We start from the raw sequence: 19,804 nt of genomic DNA on the forward strand, positions 1-19,804 counted from the left end.
ATGGGCGACAGCAAAAGCGACAGTTTAATTATCCCACATAAACTACTTTGAAATGAAGCTTAACAGGGTTTAAGTCGAATTGATGGCGCGAATTCATAGCGGCACAGGCACTAAACTGCTAAACTATAGCAAATTTTTATGTAAACGGCTATTAAAATATGACAGAGCACTCGCAGTCTCCCAAACGTCCTGCCCATCCTAGCAAAAAACGCGACACCCTATCGCAGCAATCGGCTCATCAAACTCCAAAACGTACGCCTAGCAAACAACCGCCTAGCAAACAGCCCCAGTCTGCAGATGACGATATTTTAGATTTTGCTAAAGTCAATTACCTGACCGTCACGCGCCAGCAGCATGACCAACGTGTTGATAACTTTTTGTTGGGTCGTCTTAAAGGACTGCCGCGCTCACACGTCTATAATATGATTCGTTCCGACGAAATCCGTGTCAATGGCAAACGCTGTAAACCCCACGACAAACTGCAGCGTAATGACGTAGTGCGCATTGCACCCATCAAGCTTGCCACGCGTGAAAAACCCGTGATTAGCCCTGACTTTGCCCAGAGTTTGCTTGAGCGCATTGTGTATGAAGATGAAGGTTTAATCGTACTCAATAAGCCATCGGGTATGGCGGTGCATGGCGGCAGTGGCGAGAGTTTTGGCGTGATTGAAGCCATGCGAGAAGCAACGGGTAAAAAATACCTTGAGCTGGTACACCGCATTGACAAAGATACCTCTGGCTTGCTGATGATTGCCAAAAAACGCTCAACCCTTAAAACTTTACAAGAACATTTGCGAGAAAAAACCTTGCAAAAAACCTATCTGTGTTTGGTGGTAGGTTGGATAAGTAGCGAAACACAAACCATTGATAAACCGCTATTAAAATACACGTTGCCTGCCACACAAGAAGGCAAAAGCGGTGAACGCCGTGTCAAAGTCGATATAAAATCCGAAGATAGTAAGCCAAGTCAAACCCAAATTAACGTGTTGCAAAAATTTGAGTTAAATGGTCAGAAAGTCAGCTTAATTGAAGCCAAACCGCTCACAGGGCGTACCCACCAAATTCGGGTGCATTTGGCGAGTATCGGGCATCCGCTGTTGGGTGATGATAAATATAATCCGAATGTGGCTAAAGGCGATAAAAGCGTGCGCCGCTTGTGCTTGCATGCTTATCAGCTCGAAATTCCGGAATATGAAACGATTACAGCCGAATTGCCAGTCGATATGCAAAATTTGCTAGAGAATCAACATGATTAACATGAAAAACAAATCGCTAATCATTTTCGATTGGGATGGCACGCTGATGGATTCGGTTGGCTTAATCGTCGATGCCATGCGCTATGCTGCTGAAAAGCACGGTTTAACCGTCACCGATGACGCCACCAAATCTATTATCGGCATTGCGTTAGTCGATGCGTTTCCAATTTTGTTTCCTAATGACAGCGATAAATATGATGAACTTTTAGCCACTTACTCTGAGTATTATGTCAAGCATTGCGACAATGACAAATTGTTTGATGGTGTCAAAGAATTGATTCAAGATTTACACGCACAAGGCAAAACCTTAGCCATTGCAACAGGGAAAAAACGTAAAGGTCTGGAGCGCGTGCTACCCAATTCTGGGATTCAAGCGTTTTTTACGTTCACCAAAACCGCTGACGAAACTGCAGGTAAGCCAAATCCCTTAATGCTTGAGCAAATCTTGGTAGAAACAAGCACAAGAATTGAAGACGCTGTTTTTATCGGTGATAGTATTCATGACATCCGTATGGCAAATGCAATACAGATGGATAGCATTGCTGTAAGTTACGGCTGTGAAAAAGCCGATGTTTTGGCAAAAGAACATCCAACCAAGCTTGTAACAACAATCAATGAACTAAAACAACAGCTAATTTAGTTTAGCTTTGTGCAGATAACTAACTTCGAGTAGAATAACGGCAACTAAAAATTTTAAAAAGCTGTTAATAATGACCGAAGAACTACTCATCAACATCAGCCCATCTGAGAGCCGAGTCGCGGTGCTCGAAGATGGGATACTGAACGAAATCTTTATCGAACGCCATAGCAAACTTGGCTCAGTGGGCAATATCTACCTTGGCACAGTGGTGCGCGTACTGCCAGGAATGCAGGCGGCGTTTATCGACATTGGGCAATCGCGCACCGCGTTTTTGCATGTCAATGATATGCAGACCCTGCGTCCTAAGCTTTCAGCCATTGAACCGTCCAAACCGCAAAACCCCGCGATTGACAACACCTTAGACCCTGACACCACTACGCTGGCGATGACCACAACCACCTATCAGCCACCGCCTAGCGAGTTGATAGAAAACCGCTTGTATGAAGGACAGCGTATCTTGGTGCAAGTGATTAAAGACCAATTAGGCAGTAAAGGGGCACGATTGACGACGGATGTGTCATTGCCTTCGCGTTATTTGGTGTACTTGCCGTATGGTGAACATATCGGCATCTCACAGCGGATTGATGGCGATGAGCGAGAGCGGTTAAAAACACAGCTTGGCGAGCTGATGCACCAAGTCAATCTGCAAGGCGGATTGATTGCCCGTACCGCTGCCGAAAATATCCCGCAATCCAAACTTGAAGAAGATATTTATTATCTACTGCAGCTTTGGCGGATGGTACAAGCCCGCCGTGAGCAAACGCCGACCCATCGTCGTTTTGAGCTGATTTATCAAGACTTGTCGCTACCTTTGCGCGCAATTCGAGATTTGATTGGTGAGCAGACTGAAAGGGTGACGGTCGATAACGCCCGAGTGTTTGACGCTATTCGTCACTTTGCCAAAGAATTTGTCCCACTGATTTATCCACGTATTCAATTGTATGATGGCGAGCAGGCGTTATTTGATGTTCACCGCGTTGAAGATGATTTAAAAGACGCGCTCAATCGCCGTGTTAATCTCAAATCAGGCGGTTATCTTATCATCGATCAAACCGAAGCCATGACCACCATTGATGTCAATACAGGCTCATTTGTCGGAGGGCGTTCTCTTGAAGATACGGTGTATAAAACCAATTTGGAGGCCACCCACGCTATCGCCCGTCAGCTGCGACTGCGTAATTTGGGCGGGATTATCATTCTTGACTTTATCGATATGCAAGAGCAACAACACCGCGATGAAGTGCTAGCAAGCCTGCAAGAACAGCTCAAACGTGACTATGCCAAAACCAACATCAGCGAAGTCTCAGCGCTTGGGCTCATCGAGATGACTCGCAAGCGCACGCGAGAGAGCCTACAACAACAGCTTTGTGAGCCGTGTCCAACCTGTGGCGGTAAAGGCTTTGTTAAAAGTGCCGAAACCGTGTGTTTGGAGATTTTTCGCGAGTTGATGCGCTGCGCCAGAACCTACAACGCCCCTAAGAAATTTACCGTGGTCGCAAATAGCGGGGTGATTGATTTGCTTGAAACCATTGAAGCAGACACAGTGGCAGAGATGGAATATTTGCTGGGTCGTCCGATTAACTTGGAGAGTGATAACCGTTTTAATCAAGAACAATATGATATTTTGCTAGATTAGCCTATTGCTTTTACCCAAAAAATCGGTATAATACAGCCCACTTAACTTATTGCAGGGCGACGAAGATGATTCGTCAATTCATAAAAGAATAAGCCCTTTAATACAGTCGCTCCATTGTTTGCGACACGAAATTAAAGAATACAGTTTCACCGACTATTAATAATGCTATCTATGTATTGCAAGTTAATGGTTTGAGTGGGACTGAAATTTTTTTATTTTCAAAAAGTGCCTGTTAAAAACAGGTAAAAAATGCAAGTTAGGTGTTTACTCAATAACAGCTTAACACCCAACGCAAATTAACCCATATCAAACTTTATATTAGGAGCTTACTGGCATGGCTAACCAGAAAATCCGTATCAGACTTAAATCTTTTGACCATCGTCTGATTGACCAATCAGCTCAAGAGATTGTTGATACCGCAAAACGCACAGGTGCACAAGTTCGTGGTCCAGTACCGCTACCAACTCGCATTGAACGCTTTAACATCTTAACCTCACCACACGTGAACAAAGATGCCCGTGACCAATACGAAATCCGCACATTTAAACGTATGGTAGATATCGTTCAGCCTACTGACAAAACAGTCGATGCACTGATGAAGTTAGATTTAGCGGCGGGTGTTGATGTACAAATCGCATTAGGCTAACCCCTTAGGGTAACACCTATATTGAATAACAGTAAAAATTAAGAGGTTAACAACATGGCGATCGGTTTAGTCGGAAAAAAATGCGGCATGACTCGTATCTTCACAGAAGCAGGTGTTTCAATTCCTGTAACTGTTGTTGAAGTTACTGCCAACCGTATCTCTCAAATCAAAACACAAGACACAGACGGCTACCAAGCTATCCAAGTAACAACTGGTGAACGTCGTGATTCTCGTGTTAATGCAGCTCAAAAAGGTCACTTTGCAAAAGCTGGCGTTGCTGCAGGTCGTGGCACTTGGGAATTTCGCGTCGAAGATAGCGAACTCGAAGGCCGCGAAGCAGGTAGTGAAATCGCTGCTGACTTGTTCCAAGTAGGTCAAATCGTTGACGTAATTGGTACCAGCAAAGGTAAAGGTTTCCAAGGTGGTATCAAACGCCACAACTTCCGTTCACAAGATTGGACACATGGTAACTCAGTATCTCACCGCGTTGTGGGTTCTACAGGTCAAAACCAAACACCGGGTCGTGTATTTAAAGGCAAAAAAATGCCAGGTCAAATGGGTAACAAACGTGTGACCGTACAAGGCTTAGAAGTGATTTCAGTTGATGCTGAAAAAGGTATCCTAGTTATCAAGGGTGCAATTCCTGGTGCCAACGGTGGCGACGTTATCGTACGTCCATCAGTTAAAGCTTAATCAAGGGGATTAACGTGAATCTAAATACAGTAACAGGTTCGGCGGTTGAGCTATCAGACGTAGCATTTGGTCGTGAATTCAACGAAGCACTTGTACACCAAGTAGTTACCGCTTATTTAGCGGGTGGTCGTCAAGGTAGCCGTGCTCAAAAAACGCGTGGTGAAGTATCTGGCGGTGGTAAAAAACCATGGCGTCAAAAAGGTACTGGCCGTGCACGTGCAGGTTCCATCCGTAGCCCAATTTGGGTCGGTGGTGGTCGCGCATTTGCAGCCAAACCACAAGATTGGTCACAAAAAGTGAACCGTAAAATGTACCGTGGTGCCATGCAATGCATTCTTGCTGAATTGATTCGTCAAGACCGTTTGGTATTGGTCGATGACATCAGCATTTCAGCACCAAAAACTAAAGAGCTTATCGCTAAACTTAAAGACTTAAATGCCCCTAAAGCATTGATCGTTACCAATGAAGTTGACGAAAATCTTTACTTAGCTGCTCGCAATATTCCATACGTCAGCGTACTAGGTAGCACTGAAGTTGATCCAGTTAGCCTAATTGCGTTTGACAAAGTCATCATGTCTGTCGCAGCCGCCAAAGAAATTGAGGGAGTGTTAGCATGAATAACGCAAGACTATATCAGGTACTAAAAGCACCTGTATTTTCAGAGAAATCTCAAATCTTGGGCGATACTTTAGGTGTGCAAGTATTCAAAGTTGACACCAACGCGACAAAAAAAGAGATTAAAAAAGCCGTAGAATTAATGTTTGAAGGTGTTGAAGTAGTTAAAGTTAACACTTTGAATGTTAAAGGTAAGACAAAGCGATTTGGTCGCACGGTAGGTCGTCGTCAAGACTTCAAAAAAGCCTATGTGACCTTAAAAGCTGGTCAAGATGTTCAAGTAGCCGACGTAGCAGAACAACCTGCTGCTGACAACGAATAAGGATTACACAATGCCTATCGTAAAAGCCAAACCGACATCACCAGGTCGCCGATTTGTCGAGAAAGTGGTGCATCCACACCTTCATAAAGGTCGTCCTTATGCAGCATTAGTAGAGTCAAAAGGCAAAACTGGTGGTCGTAACAACAACGGTCGTATCACTACCCGTCATATCGGTGGTGGTCATAAACAGCATTACCGTGTTGTTGACTTCAAACGTAACAAAGACAACATCCCTGCTGTTGTAGAGCGTATTGAGTACGATCCAAACCGTACTGCACACATCGCACTACTTAAATATGCAGACGGTGAGCGTCGTTACATTATCGCACCAAAAAAATTGCAACAAGGCGATACCGTTATTTCTGGTGAAACTGCACCAATTCGCCCAGGTAACTGCTTACCACTACGTAGCATTCCAGTGGGTACAGTGATTCACAATATCGAACTTAAAATCGGTAAAGGTGCACAGATCGCTCGTTCAGCAGGTGCTGCGGTTCAATTATTGGGTCGTGATGGTATCTATGCAATCGTTCGTTTACGTTCAGGCGAAACTCGTCGTATCCACGTAAATTGTCGTGCGGTTATCGGTGAAGTATCAAACACTGAAAATAACCTTAAATCATTGGGTAAAGCAGGTGCCAACCGCTGGCGTGGCGTTCGTCCTACCGTTCGTGGTACTGCAATGAACCCAGTTGACCATCCACACGGTGGTGGTGAAGGTCGTAACTTCGGTAAACACCCAACCAGCCCATGGGGTCAAAAGGCTAAAGGCCTTAAAACACGTTCTAACAAACGTACTGACCACATGATTATCCGCCGTCGTCGCGTCAATAAGAAATAAGGAATAATTTCATGCCTCGTTCATTGAAAAAAGGTCCATTCATCGATGCGCACTTGTTTGCCAAAGTTGAGAATGCGTTAGAAAATAACTCACGCAAACCAATCAAAACTTGGTCACGTCGCTCAATGATTTTGCCACAAATGGTCGGCTTAACTATTTCTGTTCATAACGGTCGTACACACGTACCTGTTATCGTAAACGAGCAAATGGTTGGTCATAAACTTGGTGAATTCGCCCCAACCCGTACATATCGTGGTCATGGCGTTGACAAGAAATCTAAGAAATAAGGTGCTCATCATGGAAGTAACTGCAAAATTACGCGGTGCCGCCATTTCGGCACAAAAAGTACGCTTAGTTGCTGACGAAGTTCGCGGCAAATCAATCGAGCGTGCATTAGATATCTTAACCTTTAGCAACAAAAAAGCCGCTAAATTGGTTAAAAAATGCTTAGAATCTGCGATTGCTAACGCTGAGCATAACAATGGTTTAGACATCGATACATTGCGTGTTTCTACCATTTATGTGGATGAAGGTATTACGTTAAAACGTGTTTTACCACGTGCCAAAGGTCGTGCTGACCGTATTAGCAAACGTACTTGCCACATCACAGTTAAGGTAGGAGCATAATATGGGACAGAAAGTTCATCCAATCGGCATCCGTCTTGGCGTAATCCGTAAATCAAACGCTAACTGGTATGCAGATCCAAAAAAATACTCTGAATACTTAATCAACGACTTACAAGTTCGTAAATATTTAGAGAAAAAGCTTAAAGCAGCGATGATCAGCGGTATTAGCATCGAACGTCCTACGGGCGCAGCTAAAATCACTATTGCCACTGCACGTCCTGGTATCATCATTGGTAAAAAAGGCGAAGATATTGAAAGCCTACAAAAAGAACTTACCAAATTAATGGGCGTACCAGCACAAGTTAGCATTGAAGAAATCACCCAACCAGACTTAGACGCACGTCTAGTGGCTGATGGTATTGCTTCACAACTTGAACGTCGTGTCATGTTCCGCCGTGCTATGAAACGTGCTGTTCAAAACAGTATGAAAGCTGGCGCACAAGGTATCAAAGTTGAGCTATCAGGTCGTCTTGGCGGCGCTGAGATTGCTCGCTCAGAGTGGTATCGTGAAGGTCGTGTACCTTTGCATACATTACGTGCAGACATTGACTACTCAAATGTACGCGCAGAAACCACTTACGGTACTATTGGTGTAAAAGTTTGGATTTTCCGTGGTGAAGTGCTTGACGGCATGAACCGTGTATATAATCCAGTCAAAGAAGAAAAACAAGCACGTGCACCTCAAAAACGTCGTGCTCGTAATGATCGTAGCGACCGCCCACGTAGTGAGCGCCCAGCTAAAGACAGAGGTTAATCGATATGTTACAACCAAAACGTACCAAGTTTCGTAAAGTACAAAAAGGACGTAATACGGGGTTAGCTCACCGTGGTAGTAGCGTATCTTTTGGTACAATCGGACTTAAATCAGTAGAACGTGGTCGTATGACTGCACGTCAAATCGAAGCTGCTCGTCGTACGATTTCACGTCGTATCAAGCGCGGTGGTAAAATTTGGATTCGTGTATTCCCAGACAAACCAATTACCGAAAAACCACTAGAAGTTCGTATGGGTAAAGGTAAAGGCCCAGTAGAATACTGGGTATGCGAAATCAAACCAGGCAAAATGCTTTATGAAATCGAAGGGGTTTCTGACGAGCTAGCAACTGAAGCGTTCACGCTTGCAGCTGCCAAGTTGCCTTTCAAAACCACCATTGTTAAACGGACGATAATGTAATGAAGATCAGTGAACTTAAAGACAAATCAGTCGAAGAGCTGACCCAATTACTAGACGAAAAACAATTAGAAACATTTCGTCTTCGTATGGCAAAAGCCACTGGTCAGTTAGGCAACACCCATGAGATTAAAGCAAATCGTCGTACGATTGCTCAAATCAAGACTCTTATCTCTGAAAAACAGAACACCGAAAACCAAGGGGCTTAATCATGAGTGAGCAAAATACCAACCAAGCTAACGCTACTGAACAAAGTACAGTCACTGGTAAAGTTGTCAGTGACAAAATGGATAAAACCATTACGGTACTTGTTGAGCGTCGTATTCGTCATGCCAAATATGGCAAAATGATTCGCCGTTCTACCAAACTACATGCTCATGATGAAAACAATGAGTGTGGCGTTGGTGATACAGTTCGTATCAAATCAACACGTCCACTATCAAAAACCAAATCTTGGGTGTTAGTAGACGTCGTAGAAAAAGCAGTTAATATTTAATTTAACTTAAATAGATAGTTATAATTGCAAAGTAAGTCAGTAACTGCTACAATACGCCACCTTAAAAATGGCTTATTGTGGCAAAGACTTGTTTTGCCAATTTATGGAGTAACGCGATGATTCAGACTGAAACAATGCTGGAAGTTGCAGACAACAGTGGTGCAAAACGAGTTATGTGCATTAAAGTGCTAGGTGGCTCACATCGTCGTTATGCATCAGTAGGCGACATCATTAAAGTGACTGTGAAAGAAGCAATTCCACGCGGTCGTGTCAAGAAAGGTGATGTAATGAACGCGGTAGTCGTACGCACGAAGTTTGGTGTACGTCGTCCTGACGGTTCAGTACTACGTTTTGATGATAATGCAGCTGTGTTGTTGAACAACAATAAAGCACCAATTGCAACACGTATTTTTGGACCAGTAACCCGCGAACTACGTGGCGAACAATTTATGAAAATTGTTTCATTAGCCCCAGAAGTATTGTGAGGAAAACATGGCAAAATTACGTAAAGGCGACCAAGTGATTGTAATTGCTGGCAAAGATAAAGGCAAGCAAGGTACAGTACTAGCAGTAAAAGAAGACCGTGTAAAAGTTGAAGGCATCAACATCGTTAAAAAACACCAAAAGCCAAACCAACAGACTGGCGTTGAAGGTGGGATTATCGAGAAAGAAGCATTTTTACACATTTCAAATGTTGCAATTTATAATGCAGCAACCCAAAAGGCAGATCGTATTTCTTACCAAGTGAACGACGAAGGCAAAAAACAACGCGTTTATCGTTCATCTGGTGAAGTTGTGGCGACTGCATAACCATCTAAGGGTATCAGTAATGGCAAGACTTAAAACACAATATAACGAACAGCTTAAGCAAAAAATTCAGCAAGAGCTTGGTTTAGCCAACGTTATGGAAATCCCTAAAATCACCAAAATCACCCTAAACATGGGTGTGGGTGATGCAGCTCAAGACAAAAAAGTTCTTGAAGGCGCATTAGCGGATATGACGGCAATTGCCGGTCAAAAACCTGTAGTAACCAAAGCTCGCAAATCAGTTGCAGGCTTTAAAATCCGTGAAGAATGGCCAATTGGCTGTAAAGTAACGTTACGTGGCGAACAGATGTACGAATTTTTAGATCGTTTAATCTCAATCGCTATTCCACGTATTCGTGACTTCCGCGGGTTTACAGATAAAGCATTTGATGGCCGTGGTAACTATTCACTAGGTATCAAAGAGCAAATCGTTTTCCCTGAAGTTGACTTTGACAAAATCGATCGTATTCGTGGTTTAGACATTACCATTACGACTACCGCAAAAACTGATGATCAAGGTCGTGCATTGCTTAAAGCATTCGGCTTCCCATTCAAGGGCTAACAGCAAGGATAAGGCAATATGGCAAAGAAAAGTATGATTAATCGCGAATTTAAACGCGAAGCGACTGTTGCTAAATATGCTGAGAAGCGTGCAAAGCTTAAGGCAATTATCAGCGACATTAACGCAACTGATGAAGAACGTATGGACGCCATGCTGGCATTACAAGCATTGCCACGTGACGCTTCACCTGTACGTTTACGTAACCGTTGTGCATTGACAGGTCGTCCACATGGTTATTTCCGTAAATTTGGTCTTTCACGTAACATGATTCGTGAAAAAGTAATGCAAGGTGATGTACCTGGCGTTCATAAAGCAAGCTGGTAAGGGGAAACAATATGAGTATGCAAGATACCGTTGCTGATATGTTGACTCGTATCCGTAATGCACAAATGGCTCAAAAAGCGTCTGTGACTATGCCAAACTCAAAACTACGTAAATCAATTGCTGATTTGCTAGTGAAAGAAGGTTATGTTGCGACCGCAGAAACTCAAGAAGTTGGTACAGGTAAAGCTGAATTAACCATCGAGTTAAAATATTTTGAAGGTAAACCAGTTATTGAGACGATTAAACGTTATAGCCGTCCAGGTTTACGTCAATACCGTGGTAAAGATGCACTACCAAGCGTCCAAAAAGGTCTAGGTGTAGCAATCATCTCTACCAATAAAGGCATCATGAGCGACCGTGAAGCTCGTGCAGCTGGATTAGGCGGCGAAGTTATTGCGTTCGTAGCTTAATTAACATTAAGAGGGACAGGCATAGTTTGTTGTGCCTGTTCGTTTTTTTATCACTTTTATAGGAATTACCCGTATGTCTCGTGTGGCTAAAGCCCCTGTAGCACTACCAAATGGTACAAGTGTTACTTTGAACGGTCAGCAGGTTGAAGTTAAAGGTAGCAAAGGTACGCTAACTTTACGCCTGCATGATTTGGTCGAGCTAAAACAGGAAGATAATCAACTTATTCTTTCACCAAAATCTGACACCAAAGACGGTTGGATGCACACTGGTACAGTTCGTGCATTATTAAGCAACATGGTTAAAGGTGTTACTGAAGGCTTCGAACGTCGTCTACAATTGATTGGTGTTGGTTATAAAGCCGCTGTTGCTGGCAATAAAGTTAACCTAAACTTAGGCTACTCACACCCAATCGAATATGTACTACCTGAAGGTGTTACTGCTGAAACCCCAACTGCGACTGAAATCGTGTTAAAATCTAGCGACAAACAAAAGCTAGGTCAAGCAGCAGCAAACATTCGTGGCTATCGCCCACCTGAGCCTTACAAAGGCAAAGGCGTTCGTTATAGCGATGAGTATGTCGCTCGTAAAGAAGCTAAGAAAAAATAAGGTGAAATGACATGTTTGATAAAAAAGCTGCTCGCCTTCGCAGAGCGAAAAAAACCCGTGCACATATCCGTGGTTTAGGCGTAAATCGTCTATCTGTTAATCGTACTAACACCCACATCTATGCACAAGTTATCTCACCAACGGGTGGTGAAGTGTTAGCCCAAGCTTCAACGTTAGATACTACTTTACGTGCTGGCCAAACTAGCAACATCGAAGCTGCAACTGCCGTTGGTAAATTAATTGCAGAACGCGCTAAAGCTGCTGGTATTACTAAAGTTGCGTTTGATCGTAGCGGTTTTAAATATCATGGTCGTGTTAAAGCATTAGCTGAAGCCGCTCGTGAAAATGGATTGGAGTTCTAATCATGGCAAAAGTTGAACAAACAGACGGTTTAGTAGAGCGCTTAGTCACAGTTGGCCGTGTATCTAAAGTTGTAAAAGGTGGTCGTATCTTTTCTTTCACTGCACTCACAGTGGTAGGTGATGGTAATGGTCGTGTTGGTTTTGGTCGTGGTAAAGCGCGTGAAGTGCCTGCAGCGATTCAAAAAGCACTAGAAGCTGCCAAACGTAATATGATTACCGTTGATTTAGCGGGTACAACCCTTCAACATCCTATTACTGCTAGCCACGGTGCAAGCCGCGTATATATGCAACCAGCCTCTGAAGGTACAGGTGTTATCGCAGGTGGTGCAATGCGTGCAGTATTAGAAGTTGCAGGCGTAGAAAACGTATTAGCAAAATGCTATGGTTCAACCAATGCCGCTAACGTTGTACGTGCAACTTTCAACGGGTTAAAAGAAATGTCTTCTCCTGAAAAAGTTGCGGCAAAACGCGGCAAATCAGTTGAAGAAATCTTGGGCTAAGCTAAGGTGATAACATGAAAAAAATGAAAGTTACTCAAGTAAAATCGAGTGCCCATCGCCTAGCAAGCCATAAAGCTTGTTTGAAAGGTTTAGGGTTACGTCGTATTGGACATACTGTCGAAGTTGAAGATACCCCTTCGACCCGTGGTATGGTAAACCGCGTTAACTACTTAGTTAAAGTGGAGGAAGTATAATGGGTCTACGTTTAAATGAATTGAGCCCAGCTGAAGGTTCAAGAAAAAATAAACTTCGCCGTGGTCGTGGTATCGGTTCTGGTATCGGTAAAACCGGTGGTCGTGGTGTCAAAGGTCAAACCTCACGTACAGGTTCTGGTATTCGCTCAGGTTTTGAAGGCGGTCAAATGCCTTTATACCGTCGTTTGCCAAAATTTGGTTTCACCAGTAAACTTGCAATGGTAACCGCAGAAGTGCGTTTATCAGAATTGAACCAAGTTGATGGTGACGTGGTAAGCGTTGAGTCTTTAAAAGCAGCGAATATCATTCGCCACGATATGCAACGTGTTCGTATCATCCTTTCAGGTGACGTAACCAAAGCATATACTTTTAAAGGTGTTAAAGTGACTAAAGGTGCTAAAGCGGCTATTGAAGCAGCTGGTGGTACTGTTGAGGAGTAATCCTACATGACTAAGCATTCAACATCGATGAATCCTCTAGCATTTATTCGTAAGTACGATGAATTATTTAATCGTTTACTATTTTTGTTGGGTGCTTTAGTCGTCTATCGTTTCGGTTCACACGTACCTATTCCTGGTATGGATCCAGAAAGCTTATCGAAATTTTTTCAAACCAATGAAAATACTATTTTAGGTTTGTTTAATATGTTTTCTGGCGGGGCATTAGAGCGGATGTCAGTCATGGCACTCGGAATTATGCCTTATATTTCTGCTTCAATCATTGTCCAAATGATGACAGCAGTTATACCATCACTGGATGCATTAAAAAAGGAAGGCCAAGCCGGTCAACGCCAAATCAACAAGTATACACGCCAATTAACCCTTGCCTTAGCTTTGGTTCAATCAATTGGTATGTGCACAGGTTTGATTAGTCAGAATCTTACATTGACCAGTGGTCTTGGTTTTTATATTCCTGCGGTAACCTCGTTGGTTGCAGGGTCGATGTTTTTGATGTGGTTAGGTGAACAGATTACTGAACGTGGTATTGGTAACGGTATTTCAATGCTAATTTTAGCGGGTATCGTAGCGACTTTTCCACAAGTAGTCACACAGTCAATTAACTCTGTTCAGCAAGGTCAAATGAATATGATTGCCTTGTTGATATTTAGTTTATTGGCGTTAGCGGTGGTGGCGGGGATTGTATTTATTGAGCGTGCACAGCGCCGTATCCCAGTCAACTATGCCCAAAAGCAATCGCAAGAACGAAAAATATATGCACAACAGCAATCGCATTTGCCATTAAAAATTAATATGGCAGGGGTTATTCCAGCGATTTTTGCCAGTTCACTGTTGTTATTCCCAGCGAGTTTGGGACAGTGGGTGGGTCAATCCCCCAATCCCAATATTTTTCAAAGTTTCTTGCAGAATATGGCATTAGTGTTATCACCGGGTCAGCCGCTGTATTTGGTAATTTTTGCAGCCTTGATTATTTTCTTTTGTTATTTTTATACCGCGTTGGTATTTAGTCCAAAAGAAGTATCAGAGAATTTGAAACGAAGTGGGGCGTATATTCCAGGTATTCGTCCAGGTTTACAAACTCAACGTTATTTAGATCATGTATTAAATCGCTTAACCTTTATTGGTGCGATTTATATGACAATTATTTGTTTGATGCCGATGATATTGCAATCTGCGTTTGGTATTCCGTTTCATTTAGGCGGTACCTCAGTACTGATTAGTGTGGTCGTGATTATGGACTTTATTGCCCAAGTTAAAGCGCACTTAATGACTCACCAATACCATGATTATTCGCTGATGCAAACCATGGAAGTCAAGCATTCATAACTACTACTAGGAGCTGAAAATGAAAGTTCAAGCATCTGTAAAAAGAATCTGCGGTAGCTGCAAAATTGTACGCCGCAAAGGCGTTGTTCGCGTTATTTGTAGTGCAGAACCGCGCCATAAACAACGTCAAGGTTAATCTAAATTGTTAGATTGGACTTGAAATCAGGTAGCGGATACTGTATTATCCGCTACTTGTCGTTATTTTGACACATTTGTAGATAACCAAATGTCTCAAAATGCTACATCAGTAGATGATTAACTCATCTTTTCCTTATAATTGGAGAAATGTCAATGGCTCGTATTGCCGGTGTAAACATTCCGGACAACAAGCATGCTATCATTTCACTCACTTATATTTTTGGTATTGGTCGTACCACTGCTGCTAAAATTTTAGAAGCGGTAAACATTGCGCCAACTACTAAAATCAGTGAACTAAATGATACTCAGCTTGATGCTGTCCGTACCCAAGTTGCAGAATATGCGACTGAAGGTGACTTGCGTCGTGAAATCTCGATGAATATTAAACGTTTAGTAGACTTAGGTTGCTATCGTGGTTTGCGTCATCGTCGCGGTTTACCAGTAAATGGTCAACGCACAAAAACAAATGCGCGTACTCGTAAGGGTCCACGTAAAGCAATTAGAAAATAATTAACTTAGGAAGCTAAAAGATGGCAAAAGACACTCGTAGTCGCAAAAAAGTGACTCGCCGCTCGGTAGCTGAGGGCGTAGCGCACATCCATGCGTCTTTTAATAACACCATTGTAACAATTACCGATCGTCAAGGTAATGCTTTGGCTTGGGCCACCGCTGGTGGGCAAGGCTTCCGTGGTTCACGTAAATCTACACCATTTGCTGCACAGGTTGCGGCTGAAGTTGCTGGTAAAGCAGCACAAGAATATGGTGTCAAGAATGTTGATGTCTTGGTTAAAGGTCCAGGACCTGGTCGTGAGTCTGCGGTAAGAGCCTTAGGTGCATTGGGTTATAAAATAAACAGCATTAGCGATATAACCCCGATTCCTCATAACGGAACTCGTCCACCGAAAAAACGTCGCGTATAAGGAGACTTTCATGGCCCGTTATCTAGGTCCAAAATTAAAACTTTCTCGTCGTGAAGGTACTGATTTACAATTAAAATCAGGCGTAAAAGCGTACGAAGAAAAAACCAAAAAAGCTGACCGTGCCCCTGGTCAACATGGTAATCCACGTAGCAAAACGTCAGAGTATTCTGCACAGCTTCGTGAAAAACAAAAAGTAAAACGCATTTATGGTGTGTTAGAGCGTCAATTCTCAAACTACTATAAAGAAGCTGCGCGTATGAAAGGCGCAACTGGCGAAAACTTGCTTCAAATGTTAGAACGTCGCCTCGATAACGTTGTTTATCGTATGGGTTTTGGTGCAACTCGCGCAGAAGCTCGCCAATTAGTTAGCCATCGTGCTATTCTAGTAAAAAAAGCGGGTCGTGATGAGTTTGTTCGTGTGAATATTCCTTCAATCCAATTACAAGATGGTGATGTGATTGCTGTACACGAAAAAGCCAAAGAACAATTACGTATTAAAAACGCAATTGAATTGGCGGGTCAACGTGGGACACCCGTATGGTTGGAAGTTGATCATAGCAAATTGCAAGGTACTTTTAAACAAGCGCCAGAGCGTGCTGATTTACCAACCGAAATCAACGAAAGCTTAATCGTTGAGTTGTACTCTAAATAATTAATTTTACTATAAAGTCGAGGTGACAAATGATGCTAAATGCTACTGAGTTTCTTACACCGAATGCCATTCATGTGGATACGGTCAATGAAACACACGCCAAAGTCACGCTCGAACCGTTAGAACGAGGTTTTGGGCATACATTAGGTAATGCCCTACGTCGTATTCTATTATCTTCATTGCCTGGTGCAGCTGTAATCGAAGCTGAAATCGAAGGCGTTGATCATGAGTATTCAACCCTTGAAGGGTTGCAAGAAGATGTGCTAGATCTATTGTTAAATTTAAAAGGTTTAGCGATCCAATTGCATGATCAAAATGAAGTATTCTTGACCCTTGACAAACAAGGTCCTGGCACTGTACTAGCATCAGATATTGAGTTACCTCACAATGTAGAGATTATCAATCCTGATTTAGTTTTAGGTACTTTAAGTGATCGTGGTCATTTAAAAATGCGTTTACGTGTAGCAGTAGGTCGTGGTTATGAGCCTGCCAATGTACGTAAAGATTCTGGTGATAACAAAGTTATTGGTCGTTTAAAATTGGACGCTAGCTATAGCCCAATCTTACGCGTGGCATACCAAGTTGAAAATGCCCGTGTTGAACAGCGCACTGACTTAGACCGTTTGGTTATCGAACTTGAAACCAATGGTACCATCGATCCAGAAGAAGCGATTCGCAAAGCCGCAACGATTTTGCAGCAGCAGATTGCCGTATTTGTTGACCTTGAAGCGGAAGCTACCCCAGAACCTGTTAAGGAAAAAGAAGAAGTTGACCCTGTGCTACTTCGCCCAGTGGATGACTTAGAATTAACGGTTCGCTCAGCAAATTGCTTGAAGGCGGAAAATATCTATTACATTGGCGATTTGGTACAACGCACCGAAACTGAGTTGTTAAAAACCCCAAATCTCGGTAAGAAATCATTAACTGAAATCAAAGACGTCCTTGCTTCTAAAGACTTAGAACTCGGTATGCGCCTTGAAAATTGGCCACCTGCTGATTTACGTGTTGATGACCGCTTCTCTTACCGTAGCCGTTAAAATTTAAAGGAAGTTTGACCATGCGACATCGTAACAGTGGAGTTAAGTTGGGTCGTACCAGCAGCCATCGTAAGGCCATGTTCCAAAATATGACCAACTCACTATTTGAACATGAACTCATCAAAACTACTCTTCCTAAAGCTAAAGAGCTTCGCCGTGTGGCAGAGCCGCTAATTACTTTGGCAAAAGAAGATTCAGTTGCTAACCGTCGTCTAGCGTTTAACCGCTTACGTAATAAAGCGACTGTAGGTAAATTATTCACGACACTAGGCCCACGCTACAAAGCGCGTCCAGGTGGTTATTTACGTATCATCAAATGTGGTTATCGCGATGGCGATGCTGCACCGATGGCATACATTGAATTAGTAGATCGTGACTAATCATACTGATTAAAAAAACCCCATAGGTTCGCGCTTATGGGGTTTTTTGTTTATAGTGATAAATCCTCAATTAACCTTTGGAAATATGATGCAATTGAGTTTTGATGTACTAGTGATGTTAACGTTGGTCGCGGGGATTGCAGGATTTTTAGATGCCATGGCAGGGGGTGGCGGCTTATTGACCATTCCTGCCCTGTTAATGGCAAATGTTCCTACGCTTTATACATTGGGCACCAATAAGCTGCAAGCGACTGCAGGTTCGCTTTCTGCTTCTATTACCATGATACGCAAAGGCAAAATTCACCCCAAGCAAATTTGGCGTTCGATTATCGCCTGTTTTGTGGGCGCTGTGCTAGGCGCCATGGCTGTGCAGCTTTCTCCACCAGTGCTATTAGCCAAAGGCATTCCTTTTTTAATTGCGCTTATTGGTATTTATTATCTGTTTGCACCCACTATCGGTGAGGTCAAATCTGCACCACGAATCAGCAAAAATAAATGGCAATACGGGATGTCACCCTTGATTGGCTTTTATGATGGCTATTTGGGCCCTGGTACAGGCATGTTTTTTGCGCTAGGCGGTATCACTATGCGGGGATTAGATATGATTACCGCGACTGCCAATGCCAAATTACTCAACTTTACTAGCAATGCAGCATCGTTGATGTTCTTTGTGTTGGGTGGAAAAGTGCTTTGGTCAGTGGGGTTTGCTATGATGTTGGGGCAATTTATTGGTGCTTCATTGGGCGTGCAGATGGTGGTCAAAGGCGGTACCAAGTTTATTCGACCGGTCATTGTGGTGATGTGTTTTGCGATGCTAATTAAATATGTGTTTTTTTCTTAATAATTTTTATTTATGATAGCGGTAAAATTATTCATACTTTGAGTATCGAGAATATGACAACTGAAATGATTTTAAGTATCTTTCTTGGGATTGGCTTGGCGGCAAGTAGCGGGTTTCGTGTTTTTGTACCGCTGTTTGCGCTCAGTTGTGCGGCATATTTTCATATTATTCCCCTTAATGACAGCTGGCAGTGGGTAGGCTCTACGCCTGCGTTAATTATTTTAGGCGTAGCCAGTATTGCAGAGTCGATCAGTTATTTAATCCCGTTGGTTGATCATATGTTAGATACGGCTGCTGTACCGCTCGCAGGGATTGCAGGGACATTGGTTATGGCTTCGACATTGACCGATATGAGTCCTGCGATGACTTGGGCGCTAGCGATTATTGCTGGCGGCGGCGCTGCGGCTACGATAAAAGGTACAGCTGCCACCACGCGTGTGGCTTCGACTGCGACAACTGGCGGTTTGGCAAATCCCGCTGTTTCAGTGGCAGAGACCGGGACAGCGATAGGGCTGTCGGCTTTGTCTATTTTTTCACCGATTTTTGCGATGATTGCGTTAATCATTGGTTTACTGATGATGATTTGGGTGGTAATAATGGTTAAAAACCGCGTCAAACGCTAAGGCATCTTGCCTGTTTCTTGTAAAGAAAGCGTGCCATCTTGACCCACGATAATATGGTCAATCAAGGTCATATCGACAAGCTGACATGCCTTTGCCAAACTTGCGGTAATCTCTAGATCTGCCTGTGACGCTCTGGCAGAGGTGCTTGGGTGATTATGGGCGATGATAAGCTGACTTGCCCCGTATTTTAACGCGCAGCGCAACACTTCCCTCACACATACTGAGCACGATGAAATACCGCCTGTGAATAATACCTCATACTGGATTAAGGTGAGTTGATTGGTCAAAAACAGTACCGCAAACACCTCGCGATTGAGCGGTCGCAGCTGCGTAGTCAGATAGTCTTTGACCAACTGACTGGCGTTAAGGGTAGGGGCTTGTTTGACTTGGCTGGCAAGGTAGCGTTTGCCCATCTCAAGGCTTGCCAAAATCTGCGCGTATTTTGCCATGCCGATACCATGACACGCCATGACTGCTTCACTAGGCGCAGATAGTAACTGAGCCAGACTGCCAAATCTTTCAATCAAGCCACGAGCCAGTTCGATAGCGGATTGGTCTTTGGTGCCTGTGCGCAGAAATATTGCCAAAATCTCACTATCGGATAGACTCTCAGCGCCTTTTTGCAGTAGCTTCTCTCGGGGGCGCTCGTCTTGGTGCCAGTCTTTGATTGCCATAGGCATTTCCTAATAAATGATGATTAATCATACCTAAAATGGCAGAA

The 19,804-nt window shown here is 43.3% G+C and carries 34 protein-coding genes; 33 read left to right on the forward strand and 1 reads right to left on the reverse strand.

Annotation, left to right across the window (positions count from 1 at the left end):
* The first annotated feature begins 158 nt into the window (after window positions 1–158).
* The 33 genes from RT422_RS06505 (at window position 159) to RT422_RS06665 (ending at window position 19,083) form a co-directional block, all read left to right on the forward strand.
* On the forward strand, window positions 159–1,256 hold the full coding sequence (locus RT422_RS06505; protein ID WP_313421705.1) for an RluA family pseudouridine synthase: 1,098 nt from the start codon (window positions 159–161) through the stop codon (window positions 1,254–1,256).
* Window positions 1,249–1,896 (forward strand): HAD-IIIA family hydrolase, encoded by a 648-nt coding sequence (locus RT422_RS06510; protein WP_312115663.1) that lies wholly within the window; start codon window positions 1,249–1,251, stop codon window positions 1,894–1,896. The genes RT422_RS06505 and RT422_RS06510 overlap by 8 nt, the downstream gene beginning before the upstream one ends.
* Window positions 1,897–1,966: 70 nt before the next feature.
* Complete coding sequence (locus tag RT422_RS06515) at window positions 1,967–3,532, forward strand: Rne/Rng family ribonuclease (protein WP_312115660.1); 1,566 nt, start codon at window positions 1,967–1,969, stop codon at window positions 3,530–3,532.
* Window positions 3,533–3,866: 334 nt separating this feature from the next.
* The gene (rpsJ, locus tag RT422_RS06520; protein WP_007115544.1) at window positions 3,867–4,178 is read left to right on the forward strand and encodes a 30S ribosomal protein S10; all 312 of its coding nucleotides are present in this window, start codon (window positions 3,867–3,869) and stop codon (window positions 4,176–4,178) included.
* Between the two features lie 54 nt (window positions 4,179–4,232).
* The gene (gene rplC / locus RT422_RS06525; RefSeq protein ID WP_007115545.1) at window positions 4,233–4,871 is read left to right on the forward strand and encodes a 50S ribosomal protein L3; all 639 of its coding nucleotides are present in this window, start codon (window positions 4,233–4,235) and stop codon (window positions 4,869–4,871) included.
* 14 nt (window positions 4,872–4,885) lie between these two features.
* Window positions 4,886–5,488, forward strand: a complete 603-nt coding sequence (gene rplD, locus RT422_RS06530) for a 50S ribosomal protein L4 (protein ID WP_007115546.1) — start codon at window positions 4,886–4,888, stop codon at window positions 5,486–5,488.
* Window positions 5,485–5,808 (forward strand): 50S ribosomal protein L23, encoded by a 324-nt coding sequence (rplW, locus tag RT422_RS06535; RefSeq protein ID WP_007115547.1) that lies wholly within the window; start codon window positions 5,485–5,487, stop codon window positions 5,806–5,808. The genes rplD and rplW overlap by 4 nt, the downstream gene beginning before the upstream one ends.
* 10 nt (window positions 5,809–5,818) lie before the next feature.
* Window positions 5,819–6,649: a 50S ribosomal protein L2 gene (rplB, locus tag RT422_RS06540; RefSeq protein WP_007115548.1), complete on the forward strand. Its 831-nt coding sequence runs from the start codon at window positions 5,819–5,821 to the stop codon at window positions 6,647–6,649.
* An 11-nt stretch (window positions 6,650–6,660) separates the two neighbouring features.
* On the forward strand, window positions 6,661–6,936 hold the full coding sequence (gene rpsS / locus RT422_RS06545; protein ID WP_313421706.1) for a 30S ribosomal protein S19: 276 nt from the start codon (window positions 6,661–6,663) through the stop codon (window positions 6,934–6,936).
* A 10-nt stretch (window positions 6,937–6,946) separates the two neighbouring features.
* Entirely contained in the window at window positions 6,947–7,276 is a 330-nt protein-coding gene (gene rplV / locus RT422_RS06550; protein ID WP_007115550.1) for a 50S ribosomal protein L22, read from the forward strand.
* 1 nt (window position 7,277) lies between these two features.
* On the forward strand, window positions 7,278–8,030 hold the full coding sequence (gene rpsC, locus RT422_RS06555; RefSeq protein WP_007115551.1) for a 30S ribosomal protein S3: 753 nt from the start codon (window positions 7,278–7,280) through the stop codon (window positions 8,028–8,030).
* Between the two features lie 5 nt (window positions 8,031–8,035).
* Window positions 8,036–8,449 (forward strand): 50S ribosomal protein L16, encoded by a 414-nt coding sequence (gene rplP, locus RT422_RS06560; protein ID WP_007115552.1) that lies wholly within the window; start codon window positions 8,036–8,038, stop codon window positions 8,447–8,449.
* Complete coding sequence (rpmC, locus tag RT422_RS06565) at window positions 8,449–8,655, forward strand: 50S ribosomal protein L29 (protein ID WP_007115553.1); 207 nt, start codon at window positions 8,449–8,451, stop codon at window positions 8,653–8,655. The genes rplP and rpmC overlap by 1 nt, the downstream gene beginning before the upstream one ends.
* Window positions 8,656–8,657: 2 nt before the next feature.
* Entirely contained in the window at window positions 8,658–8,942 is a 285-nt protein-coding gene (rpsQ, locus tag RT422_RS06570) for a 30S ribosomal protein S17 (RefSeq protein ID WP_007115554.1), read from the forward strand.
* 116 nt (window positions 8,943–9,058) lie between these two features.
* Complete coding sequence (gene rplN, locus RT422_RS06575; RefSeq protein ID WP_007115555.1) at window positions 9,059–9,427, forward strand: 50S ribosomal protein L14; 369 nt, start codon at window positions 9,059–9,061, stop codon at window positions 9,425–9,427.
* A 7-nt stretch (window positions 9,428–9,434) separates the two neighbouring features.
* Window positions 9,435–9,752, forward strand: a complete 318-nt coding sequence (rplX, locus tag RT422_RS06580) for a 50S ribosomal protein L24 (protein ID WP_313421707.1) — start codon at window positions 9,435–9,437, stop codon at window positions 9,750–9,752.
* Between the two features lie 19 nt (window positions 9,753–9,771).
* Window positions 9,772–10,311 carry a 50S ribosomal protein L5 gene (rplE, locus tag RT422_RS06585; protein WP_007115557.1) on the forward strand — a complete coding sequence of 180 codons (540 nt, stop codon included), beginning with the start codon at window positions 9,772–9,774 and terminating at the stop codon, window positions 10,309–10,311.
* 18 nt (window positions 10,312–10,329) lie between these two features.
* Window positions 10,330–10,635 carry a 30S ribosomal protein S14 gene (gene rpsN / locus RT422_RS06590; RefSeq protein ID WP_007115558.1) on the forward strand — a complete coding sequence of 102 codons (306 nt, stop codon included), beginning with the start codon at window positions 10,330–10,332 and terminating at the stop codon, window positions 10,633–10,635.
* Between the two features lie 11 nt (window positions 10,636–10,646).
* Complete coding sequence (gene rpsH / locus RT422_RS06595) at window positions 10,647–11,045, forward strand: 30S ribosomal protein S8 (RefSeq protein ID WP_313421708.1); 399 nt, start codon at window positions 10,647–10,649, stop codon at window positions 11,043–11,045.
* 73 nt (window positions 11,046–11,118) lie between these two features.
* Window positions 11,119–11,652: a 50S ribosomal protein L6 gene (rplF, locus tag RT422_RS06600; protein ID WP_036593421.1), complete on the forward strand. Its 534-nt coding sequence runs from the start codon at window positions 11,119–11,121 to the stop codon at window positions 11,650–11,652.
* 11 nt (window positions 11,653–11,663) lie between these two features.
* Window positions 11,664–12,014, forward strand: a complete 351-nt coding sequence (gene rplR / locus RT422_RS06605) for a 50S ribosomal protein L18 (RefSeq protein WP_007115561.1) — start codon at window positions 11,664–11,666, stop codon at window positions 12,012–12,014.
* A gap of 2 nt (window positions 12,015–12,016) precedes the next feature.
* Window positions 12,017–12,514 (forward strand): 30S ribosomal protein S5, encoded by a 498-nt coding sequence (rpsE, locus tag RT422_RS06610; protein WP_007115562.1) that lies wholly within the window; start codon window positions 12,017–12,019, stop codon window positions 12,512–12,514.
* 14 nt (window positions 12,515–12,528) lie between these two features.
* Window positions 12,529–12,708, forward strand: a complete 180-nt coding sequence (gene rpmD / locus RT422_RS06615) for a 50S ribosomal protein L30 (RefSeq protein WP_007115563.1) — start codon at window positions 12,529–12,531, stop codon at window positions 12,706–12,708.
* On the forward strand, window positions 12,708–13,148 hold the full coding sequence (gene rplO / locus RT422_RS06620) for a 50S ribosomal protein L15 (protein WP_007115564.1): 441 nt from the start codon (window positions 12,708–12,710) through the stop codon (window positions 13,146–13,148). Before rpmD ends, rplO begins: the two co-directional genes overlap by 1 nt.
* A gap of 6 nt (window positions 13,149–13,154) precedes the next feature.
* The gene (gene secY, locus RT422_RS06625) at window positions 13,155–14,492 is read left to right on the forward strand and encodes a preprotein translocase subunit SecY (protein ID WP_007115565.1); all 1,338 of its coding nucleotides are present in this window, start codon (window positions 13,155–13,157) and stop codon (window positions 14,490–14,492) included.
* A gap of 19 nt (window positions 14,493–14,511) precedes the next feature.
* Entirely contained in the window at window positions 14,512–14,628 is a 117-nt protein-coding gene (gene rpmJ, locus RT422_RS06630) for a 50S ribosomal protein L36 (protein WP_040403280.1), read from the forward strand.
* Window positions 14,629–14,783: 155 nt separating this feature from the next.
* On the forward strand, window positions 14,784–15,140 hold the full coding sequence (gene rpsM / locus RT422_RS06635) for a 30S ribosomal protein S13 (RefSeq protein ID WP_007115566.1): 357 nt from the start codon (window positions 14,784–14,786) through the stop codon (window positions 15,138–15,140).
* Window positions 15,141–15,160: 20 nt separating this feature from the next.
* Window positions 15,161–15,550, forward strand: a complete 390-nt coding sequence (gene rpsK, locus RT422_RS06640; RefSeq protein WP_007115567.1) for a 30S ribosomal protein S11 — start codon at window positions 15,161–15,163, stop codon at window positions 15,548–15,550.
* 10 nt (window positions 15,551–15,560) lie between these two features.
* Complete coding sequence (gene rpsD, locus RT422_RS06645) at window positions 15,561–16,202, forward strand: 30S ribosomal protein S4 (RefSeq protein WP_007115568.1); 642 nt, start codon at window positions 15,561–15,563, stop codon at window positions 16,200–16,202.
* Window positions 16,203–16,231: 29 nt separating this feature from the next.
* Window positions 16,232–17,239: a DNA-directed RNA polymerase subunit alpha gene (locus tag RT422_RS06650; protein ID WP_007115569.1), complete on the forward strand. Its 1,008-nt coding sequence runs from the start codon at window positions 16,232–16,234 to the stop codon at window positions 17,237–17,239.
* 20 nt (window positions 17,240–17,259) lie between these two features.
* Window positions 17,260–17,619 carry a 50S ribosomal protein L17 gene (gene rplQ, locus RT422_RS06655; protein WP_282849973.1) on the forward strand — a complete coding sequence of 120 codons (360 nt, stop codon included), beginning with the start codon at window positions 17,260–17,262 and terminating at the stop codon, window positions 17,617–17,619.
* Window positions 17,620–17,707: 88 nt separating this feature from the next.
* On the forward strand, window positions 17,708–18,460 hold the full coding sequence (locus RT422_RS06660; RefSeq protein WP_313421771.1) for a TSUP family transporter: 753 nt from the start codon (window positions 17,708–17,710) through the stop codon (window positions 18,458–18,460).
* Between the two features lie 53 nt (window positions 18,461–18,513).
* Window positions 18,514–19,083, forward strand: coding sequence for a DUF4126 domain-containing protein (locus RT422_RS06665; RefSeq protein WP_313421709.1), 570 nt, complete (start codon window positions 18,514–18,516; stop codon window positions 19,081–19,083).
* Here RT422_RS06665 and radC read toward each other — a convergent pair.
* Window positions 19,080–19,757: a RadC family protein gene (gene radC / locus RT422_RS06670; protein WP_313421710.1), complete on the reverse strand. Its 678-nt coding sequence runs from the start codon at window positions 19,755–19,757 to the stop codon at window positions 19,080–19,082. The genes RT422_RS06665 and radC overlap by 4 nt on opposite strands.
* Between the last annotated feature and the right edge of the window lie 47 nt (window positions 19,758–19,804).

It is taken from the genome of Moraxella sp. CTOTU49803 (genome assembly GCF_032097965.1).
GTDB lineage: Bacteria > Pseudomonadota > Gammaproteobacteria > Pseudomonadales > Moraxellaceae > Faucicola > Faucicola tetraodonis.

Bases quoted from the DNA above. Each gene is read 5' to 3' on its own strand.
- rplC (WP_007115545.1), top strand. From the start codon at position 4,233: ATGGCGATCGGTTTAGTCGGAAAAAAATGCGGCATGACTCGTATCTTC.
- rpsM (WP_007115566.1), top strand. From the start codon at position 14,784: ATGGCTCGTATTGCCGGTGTAAACATTCCGGACAACAAGCATGCTATC.
- RT422_RS06510 (WP_312115663.1), top strand. From the start codon at position 1,249: ATGATTAACATGAAAAACAAATCGCTAATCATTTTCGATTGGGATGGC.
- radC (WP_313421710.1), bottom strand. From the start codon at position 19,757: ATGGCAATCAAAGACTGGCACCAAGACGAGCGCCCCCGAGAGAAGCTA.
- rpmD (WP_007115563.1), top strand. From the start codon at position 12,529: ATGAAAAAAATGAAAGTTACTCAAGTAAAATCGAGTGCCCATCGCCTA.
- rpsH (WP_313421708.1), top strand. From the start codon at position 10,647: ATGAGTATGCAAGATACCGTTGCTGATATGTTGACTCGTATCCGTAAT.
- rplF (WP_036593421.1), top strand. From the start codon at position 11,119: ATGTCTCGTGTGGCTAAAGCCCCTGTAGCACTACCAAATGGTACAAGT.
- secY (WP_007115565.1), top strand. From the start codon at position 13,155: ATGACTAAGCATTCAACATCGATGAATCCTCTAGCATTTATTCGTAAG.
- RT422_RS06505 (WP_313421705.1), top strand. From the start codon at position 159: ATGACAGAGCACTCGCAGTCTCCCAAACGTCCTGCCCATCCTAGCAAA.
- rpsE (WP_007115562.1), top strand. From the start codon at position 12,017: ATGGCAAAAGTTGAACAAACAGACGGTTTAGTAGAGCGCTTAGTCACA.
- rplX (WP_313421707.1), top strand. From the start codon at position 9,435: ATGGCAAAATTACGTAAAGGCGACCAAGTGATTGTAATTGCTGGCAAA.
- rplR (WP_007115561.1), top strand. From the start codon at position 11,664: ATGTTTGATAAAAAAGCTGCTCGCCTTCGCAGAGCGAAAAAAACCCGT.
- RT422_RS06515 (WP_312115660.1), top strand. From the start codon at position 1,967: ATGACCGAAGAACTACTCATCAACATCAGCCCATCTGAGAGCCGAGTC.
- rpsQ (WP_007115554.1), top strand. From the start codon at position 8,658: ATGAGTGAGCAAAATACCAACCAAGCTAACGCTACTGAACAAAGTACA.
- RT422_RS06665 (WP_313421709.1), top strand. From the start codon at position 18,514: ATGACAACTGAAATGATTTTAAGTATCTTTCTTGGGATTGGCTTGGCG.
- rplO (WP_007115564.1), top strand. From the start codon at position 12,708: ATGGGTCTACGTTTAAATGAATTGAGCCCAGCTGAAGGTTCAAGAAAA.
- rplQ (WP_282849973.1), top strand. From the start codon at position 17,260: ATGCGACATCGTAACAGTGGAGTTAAGTTGGGTCGTACCAGCAGCCAT.
- RT422_RS06650 (WP_007115569.1), top strand. From the start codon at position 16,232: ATGATGCTAAATGCTACTGAGTTTCTTACACCGAATGCCATTCATGTG.
- rplE (WP_007115557.1), top strand. From the start codon at position 9,772: ATGGCAAGACTTAAAACACAATATAACGAACAGCTTAAGCAAAAAATT.
- rpmJ (WP_040403280.1), top strand. From the start codon at position 14,512: ATGAAAGTTCAAGCATCTGTAAAAAGAATCTGCGGTAGCTGCAAAATT.
- rplP (WP_007115552.1), top strand. From the start codon at position 8,036: ATGTTACAACCAAAACGTACCAAGTTTCGTAAAGTACAAAAAGGACGT.
- rplB (WP_007115548.1), top strand. From the start codon at position 5,819: ATGCCTATCGTAAAAGCCAAACCGACATCACCAGGTCGCCGATTTGTC.
- RT422_RS06660 (WP_313421771.1), top strand. From the start codon at position 17,708: ATGCAATTGAGTTTTGATGTACTAGTGATGTTAACGTTGGTCGCGGGG.
- rplW (WP_007115547.1), top strand. From the start codon at position 5,485: ATGAATAACGCAAGACTATATCAGGTACTAAAAGCACCTGTATTTTCA.
- rpsJ (WP_007115544.1), top strand. From the start codon at position 3,867: ATGGCTAACCAGAAAATCCGTATCAGACTTAAATCTTTTGACCATCGT.
- rpsD (WP_007115568.1), top strand. From the start codon at position 15,561: ATGGCCCGTTATCTAGGTCCAAAATTAAAACTTTCTCGTCGTGAAGGT.
- rpsC (WP_007115551.1), top strand. From the start codon at position 7,278: ATGGGACAGAAAGTTCATCCAATCGGCATCCGTCTTGGCGTAATCCGT.
- rpmC (WP_007115553.1), top strand. From the start codon at position 8,449: ATGAAGATCAGTGAACTTAAAGACAAATCAGTCGAAGAGCTGACCCAA.
- rpsN (WP_007115558.1), top strand. From the start codon at position 10,330: ATGGCAAAGAAAAGTATGATTAATCGCGAATTTAAACGCGAAGCGACT.
- rpsK (WP_007115567.1), top strand. From the start codon at position 15,161: ATGGCAAAAGACACTCGTAGTCGCAAAAAAGTGACTCGCCGCTCGGTA.
- rplN (WP_007115555.1), top strand. From the start codon at position 9,059: ATGATTCAGACTGAAACAATGCTGGAAGTTGCAGACAACAGTGGTGCA.
- rplV (WP_007115550.1), top strand. From the start codon at position 6,947: ATGGAAGTAACTGCAAAATTACGCGGTGCCGCCATTTCGGCACAAAAA.
- rpsS (WP_313421706.1), top strand. From the start codon at position 6,661: ATGCCTCGTTCATTGAAAAAAGGTCCATTCATCGATGCGCACTTGTTT.